Annotated in this window: 14 protein-coding genes and 1 pseudogene; 5 read left to right on the top strand and 10 right to left on the bottom strand. The window is 72.4% G+C overall.

Annotated features, from left to right (window positions below):
* Positions 1–67 precede the first annotated feature (67 nt).
* Entirely contained in the window at positions 68–1,615 is a 1,548-nt protein-coding gene (locus tag Q1V88_RS04135) for a molybdopterin-dependent oxidoreductase (RefSeq protein ID WP_300678273.1), read from the bottom strand.
* A gap of 190 nt (positions 1,616–1,805) precedes the next feature.
* Between Q1V88_RS04135 and Q1V88_RS04130 the strand changes: the two genes are divergently transcribed.
* From Q1V88_RS04130 to Q1V88_RS04120, 3 genes are read left to right on the top strand one after another with little or no spacing between them, the layout of a single operon-like run.
* Positions 1,806–3,977 carry an FAD-dependent oxidoreductase gene (locus Q1V88_RS04130; RefSeq protein WP_300678270.1) on the top strand — a complete coding sequence of 724 codons (2,172 nt, stop codon included), beginning with the start codon at positions 1,806–1,808 and terminating at the stop codon, positions 3,975–3,977.
* On the top strand, positions 3,974–5,278 hold the full coding sequence (locus Q1V88_RS04125; protein ID WP_300678267.1) for a class I SAM-dependent methyltransferase: 1,305 nt from the start codon (positions 3,974–3,976) through the stop codon (positions 5,276–5,278). Before Q1V88_RS04130 ends, Q1V88_RS04125 begins: the two co-directional genes overlap by 4 nt.
* Before the next feature lie 3 nt (positions 5,279–5,281).
* On the top strand, positions 5,282–6,100 hold the full coding sequence (locus Q1V88_RS04120) for a DUF1295 domain-containing protein (RefSeq protein WP_300678265.1): 819 nt from the start codon (positions 5,282–5,284) through the stop codon (positions 6,098–6,100).
* Between the two features lie 104 nt (positions 6,101–6,204).
* Here Q1V88_RS04120 and Q1V88_RS04115 read toward each other — a convergent pair whose 3' ends face one another.
* From Q1V88_RS04115 to Q1V88_RS04105, 3 genes are read right to left on the bottom strand one after another with little or no spacing between them, the layout of a single operon-like run.
* Complete coding sequence (locus tag Q1V88_RS04115; RefSeq protein WP_300678262.1) at positions 6,205–7,539, bottom strand: TIGR01777 family oxidoreductase; 1,335 nt, start codon at positions 7,537–7,539, stop codon at positions 6,205–6,207.
* Between the two features lie 24 nt (positions 7,540–7,563).
* Positions 7,564–8,940 (bottom strand): deoxyribodipyrimidine photo-lyase, encoded by a 1,377-nt coding sequence (locus tag Q1V88_RS04110; protein WP_300678260.1) that lies wholly within the window; start codon positions 8,938–8,940, stop codon positions 7,564–7,566.
* 4 nt (positions 8,941–8,944) lie between these two features.
* On the bottom strand, positions 8,945–9,868 hold the full coding sequence (locus Q1V88_RS04105) for a hypothetical protein (RefSeq protein WP_300678258.1): 924 nt from the start codon (positions 9,866–9,868) through the stop codon (positions 8,945–8,947).
* 25 nt (positions 9,869–9,893) lie between these two features.
* Between Q1V88_RS04105 and Q1V88_RS04100 the strand changes: the two genes are divergently transcribed.
* Entirely contained in the window at positions 9,894–11,051 is a 1,158-nt protein-coding gene (locus Q1V88_RS04100; RefSeq protein ID WP_300678256.1) for a DUF4185 domain-containing protein, read from the top strand.
* An 88-nt stretch (positions 11,052–11,139) separates the two neighbouring features.
* Here the strand turns inward: Q1V88_RS04100 and crcB are convergent, their stop codons facing one another.
* The 3 genes from crcB to Q1V88_RS04085 are packed head-to-tail and all read right to left on the bottom strand — an operon-like array spanning position 11,140 to position 12,490.
* Positions 11,140–11,502, bottom strand: coding sequence for a fluoride efflux transporter CrcB (gene crcB, locus Q1V88_RS04095; RefSeq protein WP_300678254.1), 363 nt, complete (start codon positions 11,500–11,502; stop codon positions 11,140–11,142).
* Positions 11,499–12,041 (bottom strand): CrcB family protein, encoded by a 543-nt coding sequence (locus tag Q1V88_RS04090; RefSeq protein ID WP_300678251.1) that lies wholly within the window; start codon positions 12,039–12,041, stop codon positions 11,499–11,501. The genes crcB and Q1V88_RS04090 overlap by 4 nt, the downstream gene beginning before the upstream one ends.
* 8 nt (positions 12,042–12,049) lie before the next feature.
* Positions 12,050–12,490: an ATP-binding protein gene (locus Q1V88_RS04085; RefSeq protein ID WP_300678249.1), complete on the bottom strand. Its 441-nt coding sequence runs from the start codon at positions 12,488–12,490 to the stop codon at positions 12,050–12,052.
* A gap of 206 nt (positions 12,491–12,696) precedes the next feature.
* Between Q1V88_RS04085 and Q1V88_RS04080 the strand changes: the two genes are divergently transcribed.
* Entirely contained in the window at positions 12,697–14,097 is a 1,401-nt protein-coding gene (locus Q1V88_RS04080) for an NAD(P)/FAD-dependent oxidoreductase (RefSeq protein ID WP_300678246.1), read from the top strand.
* Between the two features lie 82 nt (positions 14,098–14,179).
* Here Q1V88_RS04080 and Q1V88_RS04075 read toward each other — a convergent pair whose 3' ends face one another.
* The 3 genes and pseudogenes from Q1V88_RS04075 to Q1V88_RS04065 form a co-directional block, all read right to left on the bottom strand.
* Entirely contained in the window at positions 14,180–16,672 is a 2,493-nt protein-coding gene (locus Q1V88_RS04075) for a hypothetical protein (RefSeq protein WP_300678244.1), read from the bottom strand.
* 112 nt (positions 16,673–16,784) lie between these two features.
* Entirely contained in the window at positions 16,785–17,963 is a 1,179-nt protein-coding gene (locus Q1V88_RS04070; protein ID WP_300678242.1) for a hypothetical protein, read from the bottom strand.
* Positions 17,964–18,141: 178 nt separating this feature from the next.
* Positions 18,142–18,466 (bottom strand): annotated as a pseudogene (locus Q1V88_RS04065) (hypothetical protein); the annotation flags it as partial.

Genomic DNA, 18,466 nt, shown 5'->3' with positions numbered 1-18,466 from the left:
CGGGGATCGGATGGGTCAGCGTCGGTGAGGGCTCAGCTGCAACCGGGCGAGGCGCAATCCGGCACCCTCAGCTGACCGAGACGATGATCGACTGCAGGCCGCTCGCGCCGGCGGGGAAAGGCGTCGCCCGCACGGGTGACTGGGTGTCCCCACGACCATCGCGCACCCGACACGAGAGCCGGTGCTGGCCCGACGTCGCCGGCCAGCGGAAGAACCATTGCCGCCAGTAGTCATTGCCACCGCTGGGCCCGAGCGTGGCCGGCAGCCAGCCGCCGCCGTCGATCTGGACCTCGACAGCTGCCACGCCGCCCTTCTCCTGGGCCCAGGCGACCCCGCCGATCACCACGTCACCGGCCTTCAGTGCAGCCAGCGGACGAGGTGTGTCGATCCTGCTGGAGATCCTGATCGGCGCATCGGTCGCCCAGCCGCGCTCGGTCCAGTACGCGGTGGCATCGGCGTACTGAGTCAGGGTGAGGCGGGTCACCCACTTGGTGGCGCTGATGAAGCCGTACAGCCCCGGGATGACCAGCCGCGCCGGGAAGCCGTGCGCGCGGGGCAGCGGGCTGCCATTCATCCCGACCGCGATCATGGCGTCACGGCCGTCCATCGCGAGCGCCACGGGAGTGCTGATCGTCATGCCGTCGACGTCGGTGCTGAGGATCTGATCGGCGTGGGGCCCCACTCCGGCACGCTCCAGCACGGTGGCCAGCGGTACCCCCAGCCAGCGCGCTCCGCCGACGTACGGGCCGCCGACGCTGTTGGAGACGCAGGTCAGCGTGATGTCCCTCTCGATCAGGGGCATCGCCAGCAGATCGGCGTACGTCAGCGAGAAGCTGTGCTCGACGTCCCCGTCGATGTGAAGGCGCCATGACGAGGAGTCCACGACCGGTACGTCGAGCCGGGTGTCGACTCGGTAGAAGGCGCTGTTCGGCGTGCGAAACGGTGTGATGCCCGGGACCATCCGGTCTAGTCCGTTCGGCAGTGCCGGGGCTGGGGAGGACGGCGGCGGGAGGGTGATGGCCTCAGCGCGAGCGCGACGCCTGATCACCCACTGGCCCGACAGACCCAGGCAGGCCGCGAGAGCGGCACTCAGACCCGAGGCGATCAGGGTGGCACGTCGTGTGACCCGGCCGCTGGTGGGTGCAGGCCCGTCGGGCAGCGCCCGGTTCGGTCGATCGTCGGCTGCGAGCACGAGCCGCAGCGCCATCACCGCCACCACGGCGGTGACCAGGCTCGGAACCGCGGCGCCGGGGCCTGCCTCCGGACGGGACAGCGCGCAGGCGCCGGCAATGGCGCTGAGCCCGACCAGGCCGAGTGCTCCCAGCACAAAGCCTCTGCGACGTCGGGCGGCGATCAGCCCGATCACGACCGTGAGCGCTGCGACGCCGGCCGCCACCGAGGCGATCAGGACCGTCTTGTCGTTGCTGCCGAAGTGCGCGATCGCCCACTCCTTGAGCGGGGTCGGAGTGTGATCGATGACAACCGATCCGACCGCGAGGATCGGAGACGACTGCGGCGTCGTGAGGGCGGCGCTCAGGTGTCCGGCGCCCAGCCCCGCCGCCCCGGCCGCCGGGCCCGCCACACGACGCCACCGGGAACGGGGAAGGGAGTCCATGGAGGTGCTTCGGCGCGGGCGTTGCGAGCGGATGGGCCGACGTGGCTGACGCGGGATCCGGGCCAGGCCGGGCTAGACCAGCGGACCAATTTTCGTGAATATACGATTCCCGCCCATCCGATATGCGCCTCGGTGTCGAATGCTGTCCATCAGTGCCGTCCTGCCCGCTCATGACGAGAACGAGGAACGCGTGAGTCACCAGCCTGCTGTCATCTCCCAAGCGCATCGGCCTGCGGTCGCGGTGATCGGGTCCGGGGTGGCCGGACTCGTGGCCGCCCTGACCTGCTCGACCGATGCCGAGGTGACGCTCGTCGAGGCCGACGACCGGCTCGGCGGCCACGCCCACACCCACGACGTCGTCGAGGGTGACCGGGTGCTGCGGATCGACACCGGGTTCATCGTGCACAACCGGCGGACCTACCCGACGCTGCTGCGGATCTTCGACGAGCTCGGCGTACCGACGCAGCGCTCGGAGATGTCGATGTCGATCCTCGACGAGCCGTCCGGGGTGGAGTGGGCCGGGGCGCGCGGGTTGCGCGGCGTGCTGCCGGACCGGGCGCGTGCCACCGATCCGCGGCACCTGCGGATGCTCGCCGAGATCCCGCGCTTCCACCGCGCCGCGCGGGCGCTGCTGGCCCGCGCCGAGCGGACGTCGGTCGACCTGACGGTGACGATGGACGAGTTCGTGCGTGAGGGCGGGTTCAGCGAGCGGCTGCGCACGCACTTCGTGGAGCCGCTGATCGCGGCGGTCTGGTCGTGCGACCCGGAGGTCGCCGGCCGCTACCCGGCGGTCTACCTGTTCCGCTTCCTGGCCCATCACGGGATGCTCTCGGTCACCGGTAGCCCGACCTGGCGCACCGTCACCGGCGGTTCTCGGACGTACGTCGACGCCCTCGTCGCCCGGCTCCGCGAGCGGGGTGGGGTGGTGCGGACCGGGGCTCGGGTGGAGCGGGTCTCGCGGGTGGCGGGCGGTGCTGGAGGCATCGGTGGCGTCGAGGTGACGGTGGCCGGTGGCCTGCCGGAGCGGTTCGACGCTGTCGTCGTGGCGACCCACCCGGCCCAGGCGCTGGCGATGCTCGCCGAGCCCAGCGACCTCCAGCGCGAGGTGCTCGGCGCGCTCACGTACTCGCCCAATCGTGCGGTGCTGCACACCGACACCAGCGTGCTGCCGACCAGCACCGCGACCTGGTCGTCGTGGAACTTCCGGCGTCGCGCGCAGGGCCCCGGGCACGTCACCGTGACCTACGACCTGACCCGGCTGCAGCGGCTCGACACGTCGGTGCGTTACCTGGTGACCCTCGGCGGCTCGGACCTGATCGACCCGGCGACGGTGATTGCCGAGATGGACTACGAACACCCGCTTTACACCCCGCGCAGCGTCGCCGCACAGGCCCGCCTGCCCGAGATTGAGGACGGTCCGGTGGCCTTCGCCGGCGCCTATCAGGGCTGGGGGTTCCACGAGGACGGTGCCGCCTCGGGGGAGGCGGCCGCGCGGCGGGTGCTGGCGCTGCTGGGTGGCTCTGCGGGAGCGGGGTCGGTCGGCGTTGCGGGCGGCGCGGAGGAGGGCGCCCCGGCGGGTGCCGGGACAGGCGCCGGGACAGGTGCCGGGACGGTGCAGGTCTACGCCACCGAGGTCTCCCATCTGCGCCGCGCTCCGCTCCGCTCCGGTTTCACCCACCGTTCCTACCTGTGGGTCGCGGACCTGCCCGACGACCTGCCCGACGAGAGGGCCGACGACCGGACCGCAGACACGCCCGTCGCCGGGTGGCGCCGCGCCGTCGACCGTCTCACCACCTGGTGCACCGGCAGCCTCCAGGCTCGCGACCACCTCGGCGACCCCGGCCTCAGCCTGCGGGAGAACCTGGCGCGCTTCCTGGCCCTGCACGACATCGAGCTCGGCGGCGCCCACGTCCGGCTCGCGGCCCACCCACGTGCGTTCGGGTTCTGCTTCAACCCGATCAGCGTGTGGTGGTGCACCCGACCCGACGGCGCCCCGGTGGCGACGGTGGTCGAGGTGCACAACACGTACGGCGATCGGCACGCCTACCTGCTCCGGCCGCACAGTCGCGGCACGGTCGCCAAGGAGCTCTACGTCTCGCCGTTCCATGGCGTCGACGGCGCCTACCAGGTCGTGGCGCCCGCCCCGGATCCAGGGCTGACGGTGACGGTCGACCTGACCGCCGCCGACGGCTCCCGGTTCAGCGCCTCGCTGCGCGGGCACCCTGTCGCCGGCCACCGTTTCGCCGCTGCTGTGGTCGGTGCCCGCGACGCCGTACTCATCCGGGGGCACGGCATCGCGCTGTGGCTCCGCCGGCTACCGATCCAGCCCCGCCCCGTCCACCACCAAGAAGGTGTCCGATGACGCGAACCGCCAGCTCCGCCCCGATCGTCCACGCCGCCTGGCCGGCCCTGACCGCACCGACCCCCGGCCTGCGCACCCGGGTCGGCGCGGTGCTCGCACGGCGGCTCTTCTGCCACACGATGGCGCGGCTCCCCGTCCGGGTCCACCTGGTCGAAGGCGACGGGGTGCGGACGATCGGGACCGGCGGGGCCGATGCCCCGCAGATGACCGTGCACCGGCCCGCCGAGCTCTTCGCCCGGCTCGGCGCGGATGCCAGCATCGGCCTGGGGGAGGCCTACCTGACCGGGGCCTGGGACGCCGACGACCTGGCCGCCTTCCTCACCGTCCCGGCCCGCCGCCTGGCCGCCACCCGCCCGCGCGGACTGCAGCGGCTGCGGCGGCTGGTCTTCCCCACCATCGCGCCGAACGACACCGGGGAGGCGAGCGACACCCGGGCCAACATCGCCCACCACTACGACCTCTCCAACGACCTGTTCGAGCTCTTCCTGGACCCGACGATGACGTACTCCGCTGCCTGGTTCCCGAGCCGCGACGCCGGCCCGGCCGAACCCGGCGCGCTGCCCGCCGGTGCTCCCGTGCACGGCGCCGACCTGGTCACCGCCCAGCACCGCAAGATCGACGCCCTGCTCGATCTGGCCGGGGTGGGCCCCGGCACCCGGCTGCTGGAGATCGGCACCGGCTGGGGCGAGCTCGCGCTGCGGGCGGCCGAGCGCGGCGCGACGGTGCGCAGCGTGACGCTGTCGGTGGAGCAGCAGCGCTACGCCACCGAGCGGATCGCGGCCGCCGGATGGGCCGACGCGGTGCAGATCGACTTGATCGACTACCGCCGGATCGAGGGCGAGTACGACGCCGTGGTCTCGGTGGAGATGATCGAGGCCGTCGGATGGCGGCACTGGTCGACGTACTTCGCGACCATCGAGTCCGTGCTGGCACCGGGCGGACGGGTGGCGATCCAGGCGATCACCATGCCGCACGCGTGGATGCACGCGACCCGGGACGAGGCCACCTGGATCACGAAGTACATCTTCCCCGGCGGCTTCCTGCCCTCCGTCGAGGCACTCACCGAGGCCGCCGCGGCCGGCGGGCTCGGGCTGGAGGTGACCGCGTCGCTGGGGCTGCACTACGAGGAGACCCTGCGGCAGTGGGACGAGCGGTTCGCCGCCGAGACCGAGCGGCTTGAGCGGCTCGGCTTCGACGCCACCTTCCGGCGGCTGTGGCATTACTACCTGAGCTACTCCCGGGCCGGGTTCGCCTCGGGGTACCTCGACGACGTCCACCTGCTGCTGCGGCGGGAGGGCTGAGCGGTGACCGGGCTCGTGCTCGGGGTCGCGGTCCTCGCGGTCGTGGTGGTGATGGGGGTCGCGGCGGGGCAGACCCGGCGGCTCCGCCGGATCGCCGTCGTCGATGCCGCCTGGGGCTTCGCGTACGTCACGCTGACGGTCGCGGTCGCGGTCGTCGTGGTGCTCGGCGAGGACGCGACTTCGGACTCTGGTCCCGGGGTGCATCGCTGGCTGCGCTGGGTCGTGGTCGCGATGGTCGCGGTGTGGGGGCTGCGGCTCGGCACCCACCTGTGGCGGCGGGTGGTCGCCAGTCGCGAGGACGACCCACGCTATGAGGACCTGCTCGGCGGCGGCCTCGACTCGATCCCGTTCGGGCGCGTGCTGACCAAGGTCTACGGCCTGCAGGCGGTGATCGTCCTGGTGGTGGCGGTGCCGGTCCTGGTCGTCATGCTGGCCGAGCCACGGCACGTGTGGCCGGCGTTCCTCGGGGTGCCGCTGTGGGCGCTCGGCGTGGGCCTGGAGAGCGCCGCGGACCGCCAGCTGGCCGCCTATCGGGCCGATCCGGAGCGTCCCCGGCTACTGACCACCGGGGTCTGGTCCTGGTCGCGGCACCCGAACTACTTCGGTGACACCTGTGTGTGGTGGGGGATCTGGCTCGCCTCGGCGGCGACCTGTGGATGGCCCGGCGCCGTGATCGGTCTGGTCGGACCGGTGGTGATGACGTGGTTCCTCATCGCTGTCTCCGGGGTCCGGCTGGCCGAACGGCGGATGGCGGACAGGCCAGGATGGCCGGCGTACGTCGCCCGCACGTCGATCTTCGTGCCGATGCCGCCGCGGCGGTGAGGAACCCGGATCTGGGTGGTGGTGAACCCGGAAGTCGAGCGTGGTGAACCCGGAAGTCGAGCGTGGTGAACCCGGAAGTCGAGCGTGGTGAACCCGGAAGTCGGCTAGGTGCCGAGCAGGTGGCGCAGCCCCGGCTCCAGGTCCGGGAAGCGGAACTCGTGGCCGACCTGCGCGAGCACCGTCGGCTCGACCCGCTGACTGGCCAGGGCCACCTCGGTGGCACCCTCGCGGCCCAGGATCAGCGCGGTGCCGAACGCGGGGGCGGGGAGCAGGGCCGGGCGGTGCAGCGCACGGCCGAGGGTGGCGGCGTACTCGCGGCCGGTGACCGGGAGCGGGGCGACCGCGTTGACCGGGCCGCGCAGCCGGTCGTCGACCAGGGCCCGGAGGTAGACGTCGATCAGGTCGTCGATCCCGATCCACGACAGCCACTGCCGGCCGTCGCCGAGGCGTCCGCCCAGCCCGGCGGCGAAGAGGGGCCGCTGCAGCCGCAGCGCCCCACCGCGCGGGCTCTGCACGATCCCGGTACGGACGTTGACCACCCGCGCGCCACCGACGACGGCGGGGGCGCAGGCCTCTTCCCATGCCTCGACCACATCGGCGAGGAAGCCGCCGCCGCGCGGGCTGGTCTCGGTGACCACCTCGTCGCCGCGGTCGGAGCCGTAGAAGCCGATCGCCGAGGCACAGACGAAGACCCCCACGCCGGCCGCTGCCGCCGCGGTGGCCAGGGCCCGGGTCGGCTCGATCCGGCTGCCGCGGATCGCCTCGCGGTGGGCGGTGGTGAATCGTCCCGCGATGCTCGCCCCGGCCAGGTGCACGACCGCGTCGACCCCGTCGAACAGTGCCGGGTCGACCGGGCCGTGCGGGTTCCAGGAGCGTTCGCCCTGGGCCTCGCCGCGGGCGGGGCCGCGGACCAGCCGGATGACATGGTGGCCGCCGCCGGTGAGCAGCGCGCCCAGCGCCGTACCGACCAGGCCGGAGGCGCCGGTGATCGCGACCGTCATCGGCTCCGGACGCAGGGCCGAGGCCCAGGCGTGCGCGGCCAGGTCGCCGGCGAGCTGACGGTGCCGGTAGTCGAAGATCGGCGCCACCAGCCGGTCGGGGATCACCGTGTCGACGGTGTCGGTCAGGGTCGTGGCCTCGGCGCCGGCCGGGGTCAGGTCGTGGTCGTGGCGCCACCGTACCGGGGCCAGGAACGGCCGTGAGGCCAGCTCGTCGGCGAAGTGCCGGCCCTCGACGTAGGCAGCGGCGTCGTGCTGGGCCACCCACCGGCGCCCGGCCGGGAAGGCGAGCACCGCCACCCCGTCACGCAGCGAGCCGGCCTCCTGGGTGACCCGGACCGGCTGCCAGGGCGGGCTGAGCCGGTGGATCGCGCCCGGGCGGGAGTGCCAGGCGAAGACCTGGTCGATCGGGTGCTGCAACTGCTGACGGGCGACGAACATCGTAGCCTCCTGGGCCGGTCGAGGTCAGTTCTGGCGCTGGCGGAGCGCGTTGTAGTCCGCCAGCGTTGCCCGCCGCGCCTCGGCGTGGTCGACGATCGGCGGCGGGTAGGGAGCCGGCGGACCCTCAGGCAGCAGCCACGGCTCGTGGATCGTCTCGGCGCTGAGCGCGCGCAGCTCGGGCACCCAGCGACGGACGTAGTCGCCGTGCGGGTCGAACGTCTGGGCCTGCTTGGTCGGGTTGAAGACGCGGAAGTACGGCGCCGCGTCGGTGCCACTGCCGGCCGTCCACTGCCAGCCGTGCTGGTTGCTGGCGATGTCCCCGTCGATCAGGTGGTCCATGAAGTGGCGGGCGCCGTGCGTCCACTCCACCCGCAGGTCCTTGACCAGGAAGGAGGCGACCAGCATCCGCACCCGGTTGTGCATCCAGCCCTCGGCCAGCAGCTGGCGCATCCCGGCGTCGACCAGCGGGAAGCCGGTGCGACCCTCCTTCCAGGCGCTGAGGTTCTCCTCCAGCTCGGGTCCGCGGGCGTAGTCCAGCCCGCGCAGCAGCGGCTGGAAGTAGCCGTAGGCGGTGTCGGGGCGCAGCGACAGCACCGAGGCGTAGAACTCCCGCCAGGCCAGCTCCTTGCGGAACACGGCGTCGGCCGGCCCCAGCTGGGCCAGCAGAGTGCGCGGGTGGACGGCACCGATCTTGAGGTACGGCGACATCCGCGAGGTGCCTTCGAGGTCGGGCCGATCCCGGTCGGTGTCGTAGGTGGTCGTGCTCGACCGGAACCGCTGCCACTGGGCCGCGGCCGCCCACTCGCCGGCCTCCGGGAGGGTGACTCCGTGCGTGCTGCCCACCGCGGGCACCGGGTCGGTGGCGACGTCGATCCAGGCGACGGCGCCGGGGTCGTGACGGAACGGCGGATGCCAGCCCTGGGCCAGCCAGGCGCGGTAGAACGGACCGAAGACCTTGAACCCCTCGCCGTTGCGGGTACGGACGGCGTCGACCTCGACGGCGTAGGGGATGTCCTTGCTGAGCAGCGGGATCGGGCCGAGCGCGGTCGCCACCGCGGCGTCGCGGGCCCGGCCGTAGGGCGCGTAGTCGCCGGTGATGTAGACCGCGCTCGCGTCGATCTCGCGGGCGACCTCGGGCACCACCCGGGCCGGGTCGCCGACCCGGATCACGAGGGTGGCGCCGTACGTGGCGAGGTCGGCGGCCAGGGCGGCCACGGAGGCCAGCACCCAGTCGGCTCGCGGCCCGGCTGCGGAGTGCATCAGCCGTGGGTCGATCACGAAGAGCGGCAGCACCTCCCCGGCCCGGGCGGCGCTCAGCAGGGCGCCGTGGTCACGCAGACGCAGGTCGCGCCGGAACCAGAGCACCGAGCGGGAACCGCCGGAGCCGTCGTTGCGCGCCATAGCCTCAACGTACCCGGCCCGACCGCACCCGGGCGAGGAACAAGGTCAGGATGCCGACCCCGATCCAGGCGGCGAGGACGGCCCACGGCCGGGGGCTTCCCCAGCCGCCGAAGTTGATCATCGTGGTCGCCAGATCGAGCCCGGCACCGTGCGACATCGCGCCGTTGATGCTCTGCCACGGCTGCGGGATGAACAGGGTGGGGGAGAAGCGGCCGAGCGGGGCGGCGGTGAGCACGAAGAGCAGGCTGGCCACCGCCAGCCCGAGCAGCCCCATCAGCGCCGTCAGGGTGCTGGTCGTGACGGCGGCCGCCGTCACCAGGGTCGCCACCAGCACCGGGGTCGGCCACGGCAGCCAGACGCAGCACAGCCCCAGCACGGCGCCGAAGCCGACGAAGCCGAGGATCCGCAGCAGTCCGGCGCGGAACGTGGTCGCGAAGGAGCCGTGCCGCCAGGTGACCACCACGGCGGCGGCGAACCCGAGGACGAGGCTGGCCAGCACGACGACGTACGGCGTGTGGCGATCGCCCTTGATCGGGACCGTCGCGACGGTGAGCGTGCGGCCCAGGCTGGCCTCGACCTGGTTGACCGCGCGGGTGATCTCGGCGACGCCGCGGGGGCCGTTGACCGCCGAGACCGAGAGCCGGTCGTGGTCGGAGCTGAGGTCGACCACCACCACGGCGTCGGCCCGGCCGGCGGCCAGGTCGGCCAGTGCCGTCGTCTCCGATGCGGCGGCGCTGGCGTCGAACGGGTGCCCGTCCAGGGCGTCGGCCGAGGCGACCAGGGAGGTCGAGACCACCGGCGGCGCGACGATGATCAGCCGGGCGTCGACCGGATGCGAGGCGGGCACCGCCCACATCAGCAGGCCGGCGATCGCTGCCTGCGCGAGCAGCGCCAGCACCCAGATCCGGGAGGCGTGCTCGGTGGTCATGGGGATGACCGTAGATGATGGGGTGGTGAAGCCCGGATGGCGCGCTCAGGTGGTGCTGATGATCGCGCCCGTCGTCGCGCTCGTGGCCGCCCTGATCACCCTGCTGCCGGGCTCGAAGGCGCCCTCGGTCGCTGCTCCCTCCCGCGCCAGCCAGACCCAGTGCCTGCGCTACCAGCAGCCCTCCACGGTGGCCGGACTGAACAAGCTGGTCGGCTCGCTGCGTGGCAACGGCGAGTTCCAGGGCGCCGACGTCGGCGCCGACGTGGAGCTGAGCGACGGCCGTCGGCTTTGGGTCTTCGGGGACACGCTCCGCTCGGCCTCGTTCGACGGTCAGCGCTTCGTGCACAACTCGATGCTGGTCTTCAGCGCCTCGTGCGCCGACGTGGTGCTGCCCGCCGACCACGGGGCGCTCATCCCCGACCGCAAGGACGGCGTCGGCTACTGGCCGATGTCGATCGCGAAGGTGGCTCGGGCGGGCTACGACCTGATCGGGGTGAGCGCCAACCGGGTGCGCTCGGCCGGGTCGGCCGGTGACACCTCGGCGTTCACCAACCTGGGGCCGGCCGTCGCGCTCTTCATCGTGCCGACCGGGCAGACTCCGCAGCTGCTCACCGTGATGGACATCGGCCCCGACGATGCCGACAAGTCCCGCCCGGCCTGGGGCGCGGCGGTCGCGGTCGAGGGCGACTGGGTCTACCTCTACGGCACCGCCAACCCGGGCAAGCCCCTGGTCTTCGGCTACTCGCTCCAGGTCGCCCGGGTCCGCGCCGACGACATCCTCGACCAGGACCGGTGGCGCTACTGGAACGGTACGTCGTGGGGGACCTCGGCCTCGAAGGCGGGGGTGCTGATCCCGGCCGTCGGAGGCGTCTCCCAGACGCTGAGCGTCTTCCACTCCGGCTCCAGCTGGTACGCCGTCTCCAAGCGCGACGAGTTCATCGGGTCGGACCTGGTGATCTGGAAGGCGCCCTCGCCGACCGGACCGTTCACCGCCGGGCCGGTGGTGGCCAAGATCCCGTCGCAGGCCTCGACGCTGCGCTACATGCCGCTGGCCCACCCCGACCTGCTGCCGCAGAAGGGGACGGTGGTGGTCTCCTACAGCCAGAACAACACCGACGTCAGCTCGGTGGTCGACGATCCGTTCCTGTACCGGCCGCGGTTCCTGCGGGTGCCGTTGCCGTAGGTGGCGAAGCCGGATCTCGCGGGTGGTGAACCCGGATCTGGGCGGTGGTGAACCCGGATCTCGCGGGTGGTGAACCCGGAAGTCGGCGCTAGGAGCCGAGCCACCAGCCCGCGGCGACGGCCAGGAACGACGCGACGATCGAGACCACCACGTTCGCAACCGCAGCTTGACGCCGCCCGTCCTCGGCCAGTCGCACCGTGTCGTAGGAGAACGTCGAGAACGTGGTCAGCGCGCCACAGAAGCCGGCCCCGAGCAGGCTCTGCGTCCAGGTCGCCCAGGTGCCGCCGGCGACCAGGGCCGCCACCAGGCCGAGGACGAAGGAGCCGACCACGTTGACCGTCAGCGTCCCCCACGGCAGGTGCGAGCGGACCCGGGAGGCGATCACCACGTCGGCCAGGTAGCGGGTGGGGGCGCCGACCATCGCGCCGAGGGCGACCAGCAGCGGGGTCATCGCCGCTCTCCGGGCTGGGGTGGGTGGGGCGACTGGGACGACTGTGGCGGGTGCGGGTGCGGGTGCGGGTGCGGGTGCGGGCGTGGGCCGTGGGAGCCGTGCCGGCCGGTGCGGCGCTCGACGACCTCCCGCCCCAGGGTGAGCCCGGTCAGGACCGCCAGCAGTCCGACGACCAGGGTGGAGGCGACGTAGAGCCCGGCGAGCGCGGGGCTGGCCGTGAGCGCCGTACGGGTGTCGAGCATCCAGGTGGAGAAGGTGGTGAAGCCGCCCAGCACCCCGACGCCGAGGAACGGACGCAGGTAGCGGCGATGCGGCCACAGGCCGACGACCAGGGCCATCAGGACCCCGAGGGCGAAGGCACCGGTCACGTTGACCAGCCAGGTCGGCCACGGGAACCGGTCGGCGCGGTGCGGCATCGCCTCGGCCACGGCCCAGCGCGCCAGGCTGCCCAGGGCGCCGCCGAGGGAGATCACCGGCAGGAGATGAGCGTTGCCTCGGATCAGGGCGCGGACCGAGGGGGCGGGGGCGTGCGCTGTCACGCGAGACCTCAACGGGACGACGTACGACGGTCGCCGATGACGGCGTCGACACCGTCCTCGGAGAGGTCGGGGGCTGGCTCGAACCACATCGTCTTGCCGCCGTCCTCGAGCAGTACGCCCCAGGCCCGGGAGGCGCGGGAGACGATCGAGAGGCCGCGGCCCTCGGTGGCCCACACGCTGGTGGCCTCGCCGTCGGGCAGGCGGGGCGGGGTCGGAGAGGTGTCGTGCACCTCGATCCGGGGCGCGTCGGCGGTGCCGCGCAGGCACAGCGAGATCGGGGCCGTGCCGTGTAGGAAGGCGTTGGCAACCAGCTCGGAGATGGCCAGCTCGGCGGTCTCGATGAGCTCGTCGCGGCCGATCTCGTGCAGCCGGGCGTGCACCCACCGGCGTGCGTCGGGTGCGGCGTGAGCGCCGGGGCCGACGACCAGCGGCGGACGGGAGAACGGCATCAGCACTCCTTCCCGAGCAACCGTGCTGTCGAAATACTGCCCTGTGTCGTCTCGTGCGTCAGGGCGGGGTCTGTTGTGACCCAGCCTGCCAATGTGACGATACAGACGGGGGGTGCTGTAGTCACGAACCTGGTGGGGCATAAGAATGGGTCCTGGATCGTTCTAATGAAAGATTTCACAAGCGCTAGATCGGAAGGTTCAGGCAGATGGCGGAGCGTCACAAAGTTGTGGTGATCGGCTCGGGGTTCGGTGGTCTCTTCGCAGCTAAGGGACTCAAGCACGCGGACGTCGACGTCACAGTGATCGGCAAGACCACGCATCACCTGTTCCAGCCCCTGCTGTACCAGGTCGCGACGGGCATCCTGTCGCAGGGGGAGATCGCGCCTCCGACCCGCGAGATCCTGCACCGGCAGAAGAACGCCACGGTGCTGCTTGGTGAGGTCACCGACATCGACGTGGAGAAGAAGACCGTCACGCACGAGCTCTTCAACGTCACCACCACGGTGCCCTACGACTCGTTGATCGTCGCCGCGGGTGCGGGGCAGTCCTACTTCGGCAACGACCACTTCGCCGAGTTCGCGCCCGGCATGAAGTCGATCGACGACGCCCTGGAGCTGCGCGGCCGGATCTTCGGCGCCTTCGAGGTCGCCGAGCTGGCCGCCGAGCGGGGCGAGCCGATCGACTCGCTGCTCACCTTCGTGGTGGTCGGGGCCGGTCCGACGGGTGTCGAGCTCGCCGGCCAGCTGGCCGAGCTGGCTCGTCGTACGCTCAACCGCGACTTCAAGCACATCAGCACCGAGAGCGCCCGGGTCGTGCTCGTCGACGGCGCCGACCAGGTGCTGCCGCCGTTCGGCCCCAAGCTCGGAGCGAAGACCAAGACCTCGCTGGAGAAGCTCGGTGTCGAGGTCGTCCTCGGTGCCCTCGTCACCAACGTCGACGCCGACGGTCTGGAGATGAAGTTCAAGGACGGCCACACCCAGCGGATCGAGGCCGTCACCAAGATCTGGGCCGCCGGTGTGCAGGCCTCCGAGCTGGGCAAGATCCTCTCGGCGCAGACCGGTGCCGAGCTCGACCGTGCCGGCCGGATCGCCGTCGAGCCCGACCTGACGCTGCCGGGCCACCCGGAGATCTTCGTCGTCGGCGACATGATCAACCTGAACAAGCTCCCTGGTGTCGCGCAGGTCGCGATGCAGGGCGGCAAGTACGCCTCCAAGACGATCAAGCACCGGCTGGCGGGCAAGCCCGAGCACGAGGACTTCAAGTATTTCGACAAGGGCTCGATGGCGACGATCAGCCGCTTCCGGGCCGTGGCCCTGGTGGGCAAGGTCCAGATCACCGGCTTCATCGCCTGGCTGATGTGGCTCGCCGTGCACATCGTCTACATCACCGGGTTCAAGAACCGCTTCACCACGGCGTTCCGCTGGGTGATCTCCTTCCTCGGCCGTGACCGCTCCGAGCGGACCACGACCATCCAGCAGGTCTTCGCCCGTTCCGCACTGGAGCGGCTCGAGGGCGGCCACCGGGCGCTCGTCCCGGGGGCAGGCCAGACCGTGAGCGCCGAGCGTGGCGCCGAGGTCGAGGCCGAGCTGGAGAAGAAGGAGTCCTGAGTCTGACTCCGGCCTGAGCATGGGACGAGCCCCGCGGATCACCGCGGGGCTCGTTCTCTGTCGTGCGCCTGGATGGGCCGTCTCAGTGCTGCGGGCGGTGGGAGTCGAAGACCTCCATGAACTCCACGGGGTCCACCACCGTCGCGTCGAGCACCACCGAGGGCATCCCGCGCCGGGCGAAGGTGACAGCCCAGTCGTGGTCGGTCGGCGCGCCGTGCACGGTCACCGGGGTGTGCGGGTCGGCCAGGTCGAACTGCGTCCGCGTCCCGGCCCGCTCGATCACCAGACGGCTCCCGATCGTGCTCAGGTGCGTCACCGCGTCCCCGGCACGGGCGGCCCACACGATCGCCGTCGCCACACCGATCACGGCGGCCACGCCGATCGCGGGCAGTGTCTTGGCCGAGAACGCCCACCAGCAGGCGGCGACGGTCGCGATCAGGCCGAGCCCGAGCAGGACGCCGAGCATCCGGTGCCCTGCCCGCTTCGGCGCGAAGTAGTGCTCCTCGGCCGGCCCGTCGTCGAGCAGCGTGCGCCGCGCGGTGAGCCGGTCCGGGTACTCCGCCGGACGCGTGCCCTGCGAGTCGGCGATCTCGGCGGGCGAGCGGCGGTCGTGGTACGCCGGAGCGTTCGCCTGGATGACCCGTTCGACCCGGTCGTCGGGGACGGTGAGGAGGTCGTCGTCGAGGTCGACCGGTGCGGAGGTCCGCTGCTCCTCGGCGGGAGCCATGTCGGCGGACGCGAGGTCGGCCGATGTCGGTTCGGTGGGCAGAGTCTCGGGGGAGAGGCTCTCAGCCGGTACGTCGCTCCGCTGGTCGTTCAGGCTCTGCTGATCGCTCTGCTCGTCCTGGGTGGTGAGGTCGGTGTGGTCGGCCTTGTCGGGGAGGGCGTCGGGGGCGCCTGGGGTGGCCGGGTCTGCCAGGGCTGCCTGGGCGGTCGCGGTGCTGGCCGCGAGGTCGGTAGTGGCGGTTGCGGCGGCGAGGTCGGCACGCTCGGTCGTCCCCGCGGCAGGGTCGGCAGGCTGGGCCGTCCCGGCTGTGTCGGAACGTTCGGTGGTCGCGGCGGGGGTGGGGTCAGCGGGCTGCTGACGACCCCAGCGGCGTCCCCTGCCGAGCTTGCGGCGTCGGCCCGGCTGTGGCGAAGCCGCGGGGGGCGGAGTGACCTGTACCGCCTCCGCGACCGGAGTCGGCTCCGCGACCGGCTCGGGCGCGGTCAGGGTGGCAGTGCCGCTCGCCGCCGAGGCAGCAGCGGCGTCCGAGGCCACGGAGCCGCCAGAGGTAGACGAGGTAGCAGCGGTAGCGGCGGTACGAGGGACCGCCGTGACCGCCGGTGCTGCGGCGACTGCCGTCGCAGGAGCGCTGGCCGCGGTGAGAGCGGCGAGGATCGCCTCGGTCGAGGCCGACAGCGGCGGCAGCCCTGCCAGGGCGCTCGGGTCGATCGCCGGGTCCGGCGGGTCGAGCCGTTCCGGTTCCGGCAGCGTCTCCGGCTCGTCGGGGACAGGCTCGGGTGCGGTCGCGGGTTCCGTTTCGGGCTCCGGGGTGGCGTCGGGGCTGGGCTCCGGCACCGTAGCCGGTGCCGCTCCCGGCACCGTGTCGGGTGCGCTCGGCTCCTCGGAGGCGAGCGGGTGCGTGACGTCGATCGGGGAGCCCTCTTCGACCATCTCCGCCGTCGGCTCCGGCTCGGCGTGGGTGTCGGCCTCGATGTCGACCGCCGGTGTCTCAGCGCTCGCCCAGTGCGGCTCCGCCTCGACGGCCGAGGTCTCCTGGTGCGTCACGTCCTCGGGTCCGGCCGGGCCGCCCTCGTCGTCCATCTCGGTCTCGGGGTCGGACTCGACGTCGGGCTCGACCACGATGGCGGGCGGTTCGGCGTCCGGCGTGGTCGTGTCCACTGCCGGGGTGGTCGGCTCCGCTGCGGCAGGTGTGTCGAGGGCGGCGAAGGCGGCCCGGACGGCATCCGACGCATCGGCTCCCCGCACGCGGCTCGGCGCCACGGCCGTATCCGGCTCGGCCGCCGTGACCGCATCCGCCTCGGCCGTCGCCACCGATTCGACGCGTGCGACCGTCGCGACCGGCTCGGCGCCGAGGGAGGCCTGCGGCGTCTGGTCGCTCGTCCCTCCAGCGGAGGTCGACAGATCGGCCATCGCGGGGTCGGTGCCGGGGTCGGTCCCGTTGGCGATCCGGGTGAGCTCGTCCTCGATGGTGTGCAGGTCGGCCAGGGAGTCGTGCCTCCCGGAGGGGTCGGCGAGGTGGGACGTACGGTCGTCGGGCAGCACAGGGCCGCCCTCGTCGTCCATCTCGGTCTCGGGGTCGGACTCCGTATCGGGCTCCACCTCGGGCCCCGGAGTGGACGCGGCCTCGTCGGCCTCGGCGGTCACGTCCGCCGCGACCGTCTGGTCCACGGCACCCCGCCCCTCGTCCGCCCGCGCAGCAGCGGCTTGGTCCGCAGCAGCCTGCTCGGCCGCTGCCTGGTCGGCGGCCGCTTGCTCGGCAGCAGCCTGCGCTGCCGCGACCGTGTCAGCGGCCGGCGTACCGCGGCGGTTCAGCCACTGATCGAGAAGCCCGTCGGCTGATTCGCTCATGAAGTCCTCCCGTTGCGGATGCTCTCGACTCCCAACGAATCATGTCACCGGGGGTTACCTACGTCACTGGATCAGGCCAAGGTCCCGGTGAGGTGGACCGAACGGGGGAGGGTCAGCGCAGCCGCAGGACGAGGGTGGAGGTGCGGCCGGAGGCGGCGCCGACCACCCTGACCGTGTAGCGCCCCTTCTTCCAGGCCCTCTTCGTCTTCACCGCGATCGTGACGGTCCCGTCGGGGCGCACGGTCGCGTGGGTGCGACGCAGCACCTTCGCGGTGCCCTGGCGCTTCAGGATCAGGGTGACCGGCTCCCCGGCGACGTACCCGCGGCCGGTGACGACGCTGGTGCGGGAGCGCTTCACGGCGCTGGGGCGTGCCGTGAGCGACGTACGGGCGAGGGAGACGTAGAGGTGACGCAGCGTCACCGACTTGAGGGTGCTCGCGCCGAGGAAGCGGACCTCCAGCGGTCGGGCCGGTGCGGTGGCCGGCACCTGGAAGCGGCCGCTGATCGCGCCGGTGACGTCGGCACGGACGGTGGCGACCGTGGTGGCGCCGAGCCGGACCCGGACCACCCCGTCGGACTCGAACTCGCTGCCTCGGAAGGCCACCCAGGAGCCCTGGCGGGCGCCGGTCAGGGCCAGCCCCGAGGGCTGGTAGAGGCCGGCGCGGGCGGAGGTCTCGGTGTTGTAGACGGCCGTGGTGAGCAGGGTCGGCGACTGGGCGGTGGCGACCGAGGCGCACTGCAGGTAGAGCGGCGTCTCGGGCCAGTCCGGGACGAAGTCGATCCGCAGGCTGGTCGGGCGCCAGCGGTGGTAGCCGCCCAGGCCGTACGCCAGGTCGGTCGTCTGGACGGTGCCGAGCTTGAACGTCGAGGTCCCGGCGCCGATGTTGGCGCGCTTGGAGGTGGTGGTGATGGCGTACGTCATCGGGCCCAGGTCGAATCCCAGGGCGACCGTCACCTCGGGCTCGGTCAGGGAGGTCGGGAAGGCCGCCGCCGGGAGCGGCGTGGGGAGCGTCGCGGTCACGGTCTGACCGCCCGGCTGGGTCGCCGAGACCGGGGAGTCGGCCGCCAGGTCGATCGTCGGGGTCCAGGAGAAGACGCTGCCCTGGCGGGTGTTGGGATCGCTCCGATCGGTGCGGATGTCGCAGCCGGTGAACGTCACGGCCCCCGAGCCCGTGACCGGGGTCGGGGCGGGCGCGGTGGCCGAGGCGGAGCCGGTGAGGGCGTCGAGCGCCGTCAGGCCGGTCAGGGTCAGGGCAGCGGCGCCGAGGGCCGCCACGAGGCGCGTGCGCACGTGGTCCTCCAGTGCCCGAGAGGGCGGCTCGCGGGCAGGCTCCGGACCTGCCGCTGGCTCTCACCCTAGGCACCGTGGGGCGGGTTGTCCGCCCCCATTCCAGGTATCGCGAGGTACACAGCCGGCCGATGTCTCCGCCCGGGACGGGGACATCGACCGGCTGTGGCTACGGCCTCCCTCAGAGCCGGAACTGGCCGACCAGCTGCTTGAGCTCCGACGCCATGCCGGTCAGCTCCGTGGAGGACTGGAGGGTGTTCTGCGACCCCAGGCGGGTGTCGGCGGCAGCCGAGGCCACCTGCGTCACATCCTCAGCAATCCCATTGGCCCCAGCAGCAGCCTCCGTCACCGACCGCGCGATCTCGTTCGTCGTCGCGGTCTGCTCCTCCACCGCCGAAGCGATCGTGGTCTGAATGTCGTTGATCTTCGCGATCACACCACTGATCCGACTGATCGCCGACACAGCACCCTGCGTATCAGCCTGAATCGCCTCGATCTTCGCCCCG

It is taken from the genome of Nocardioides sp. (assembly GCF_030150155.1).
Classification (GTDB): domain Bacteria; phylum Actinomycetota; class Actinomycetes; order Propionibacteriales; family Nocardioidaceae; genus Nocardioides.
Note: the sequence above shows the minus strand (reverse complement) of the source record. Positions and strands in the feature narration are given on the sequence as shown.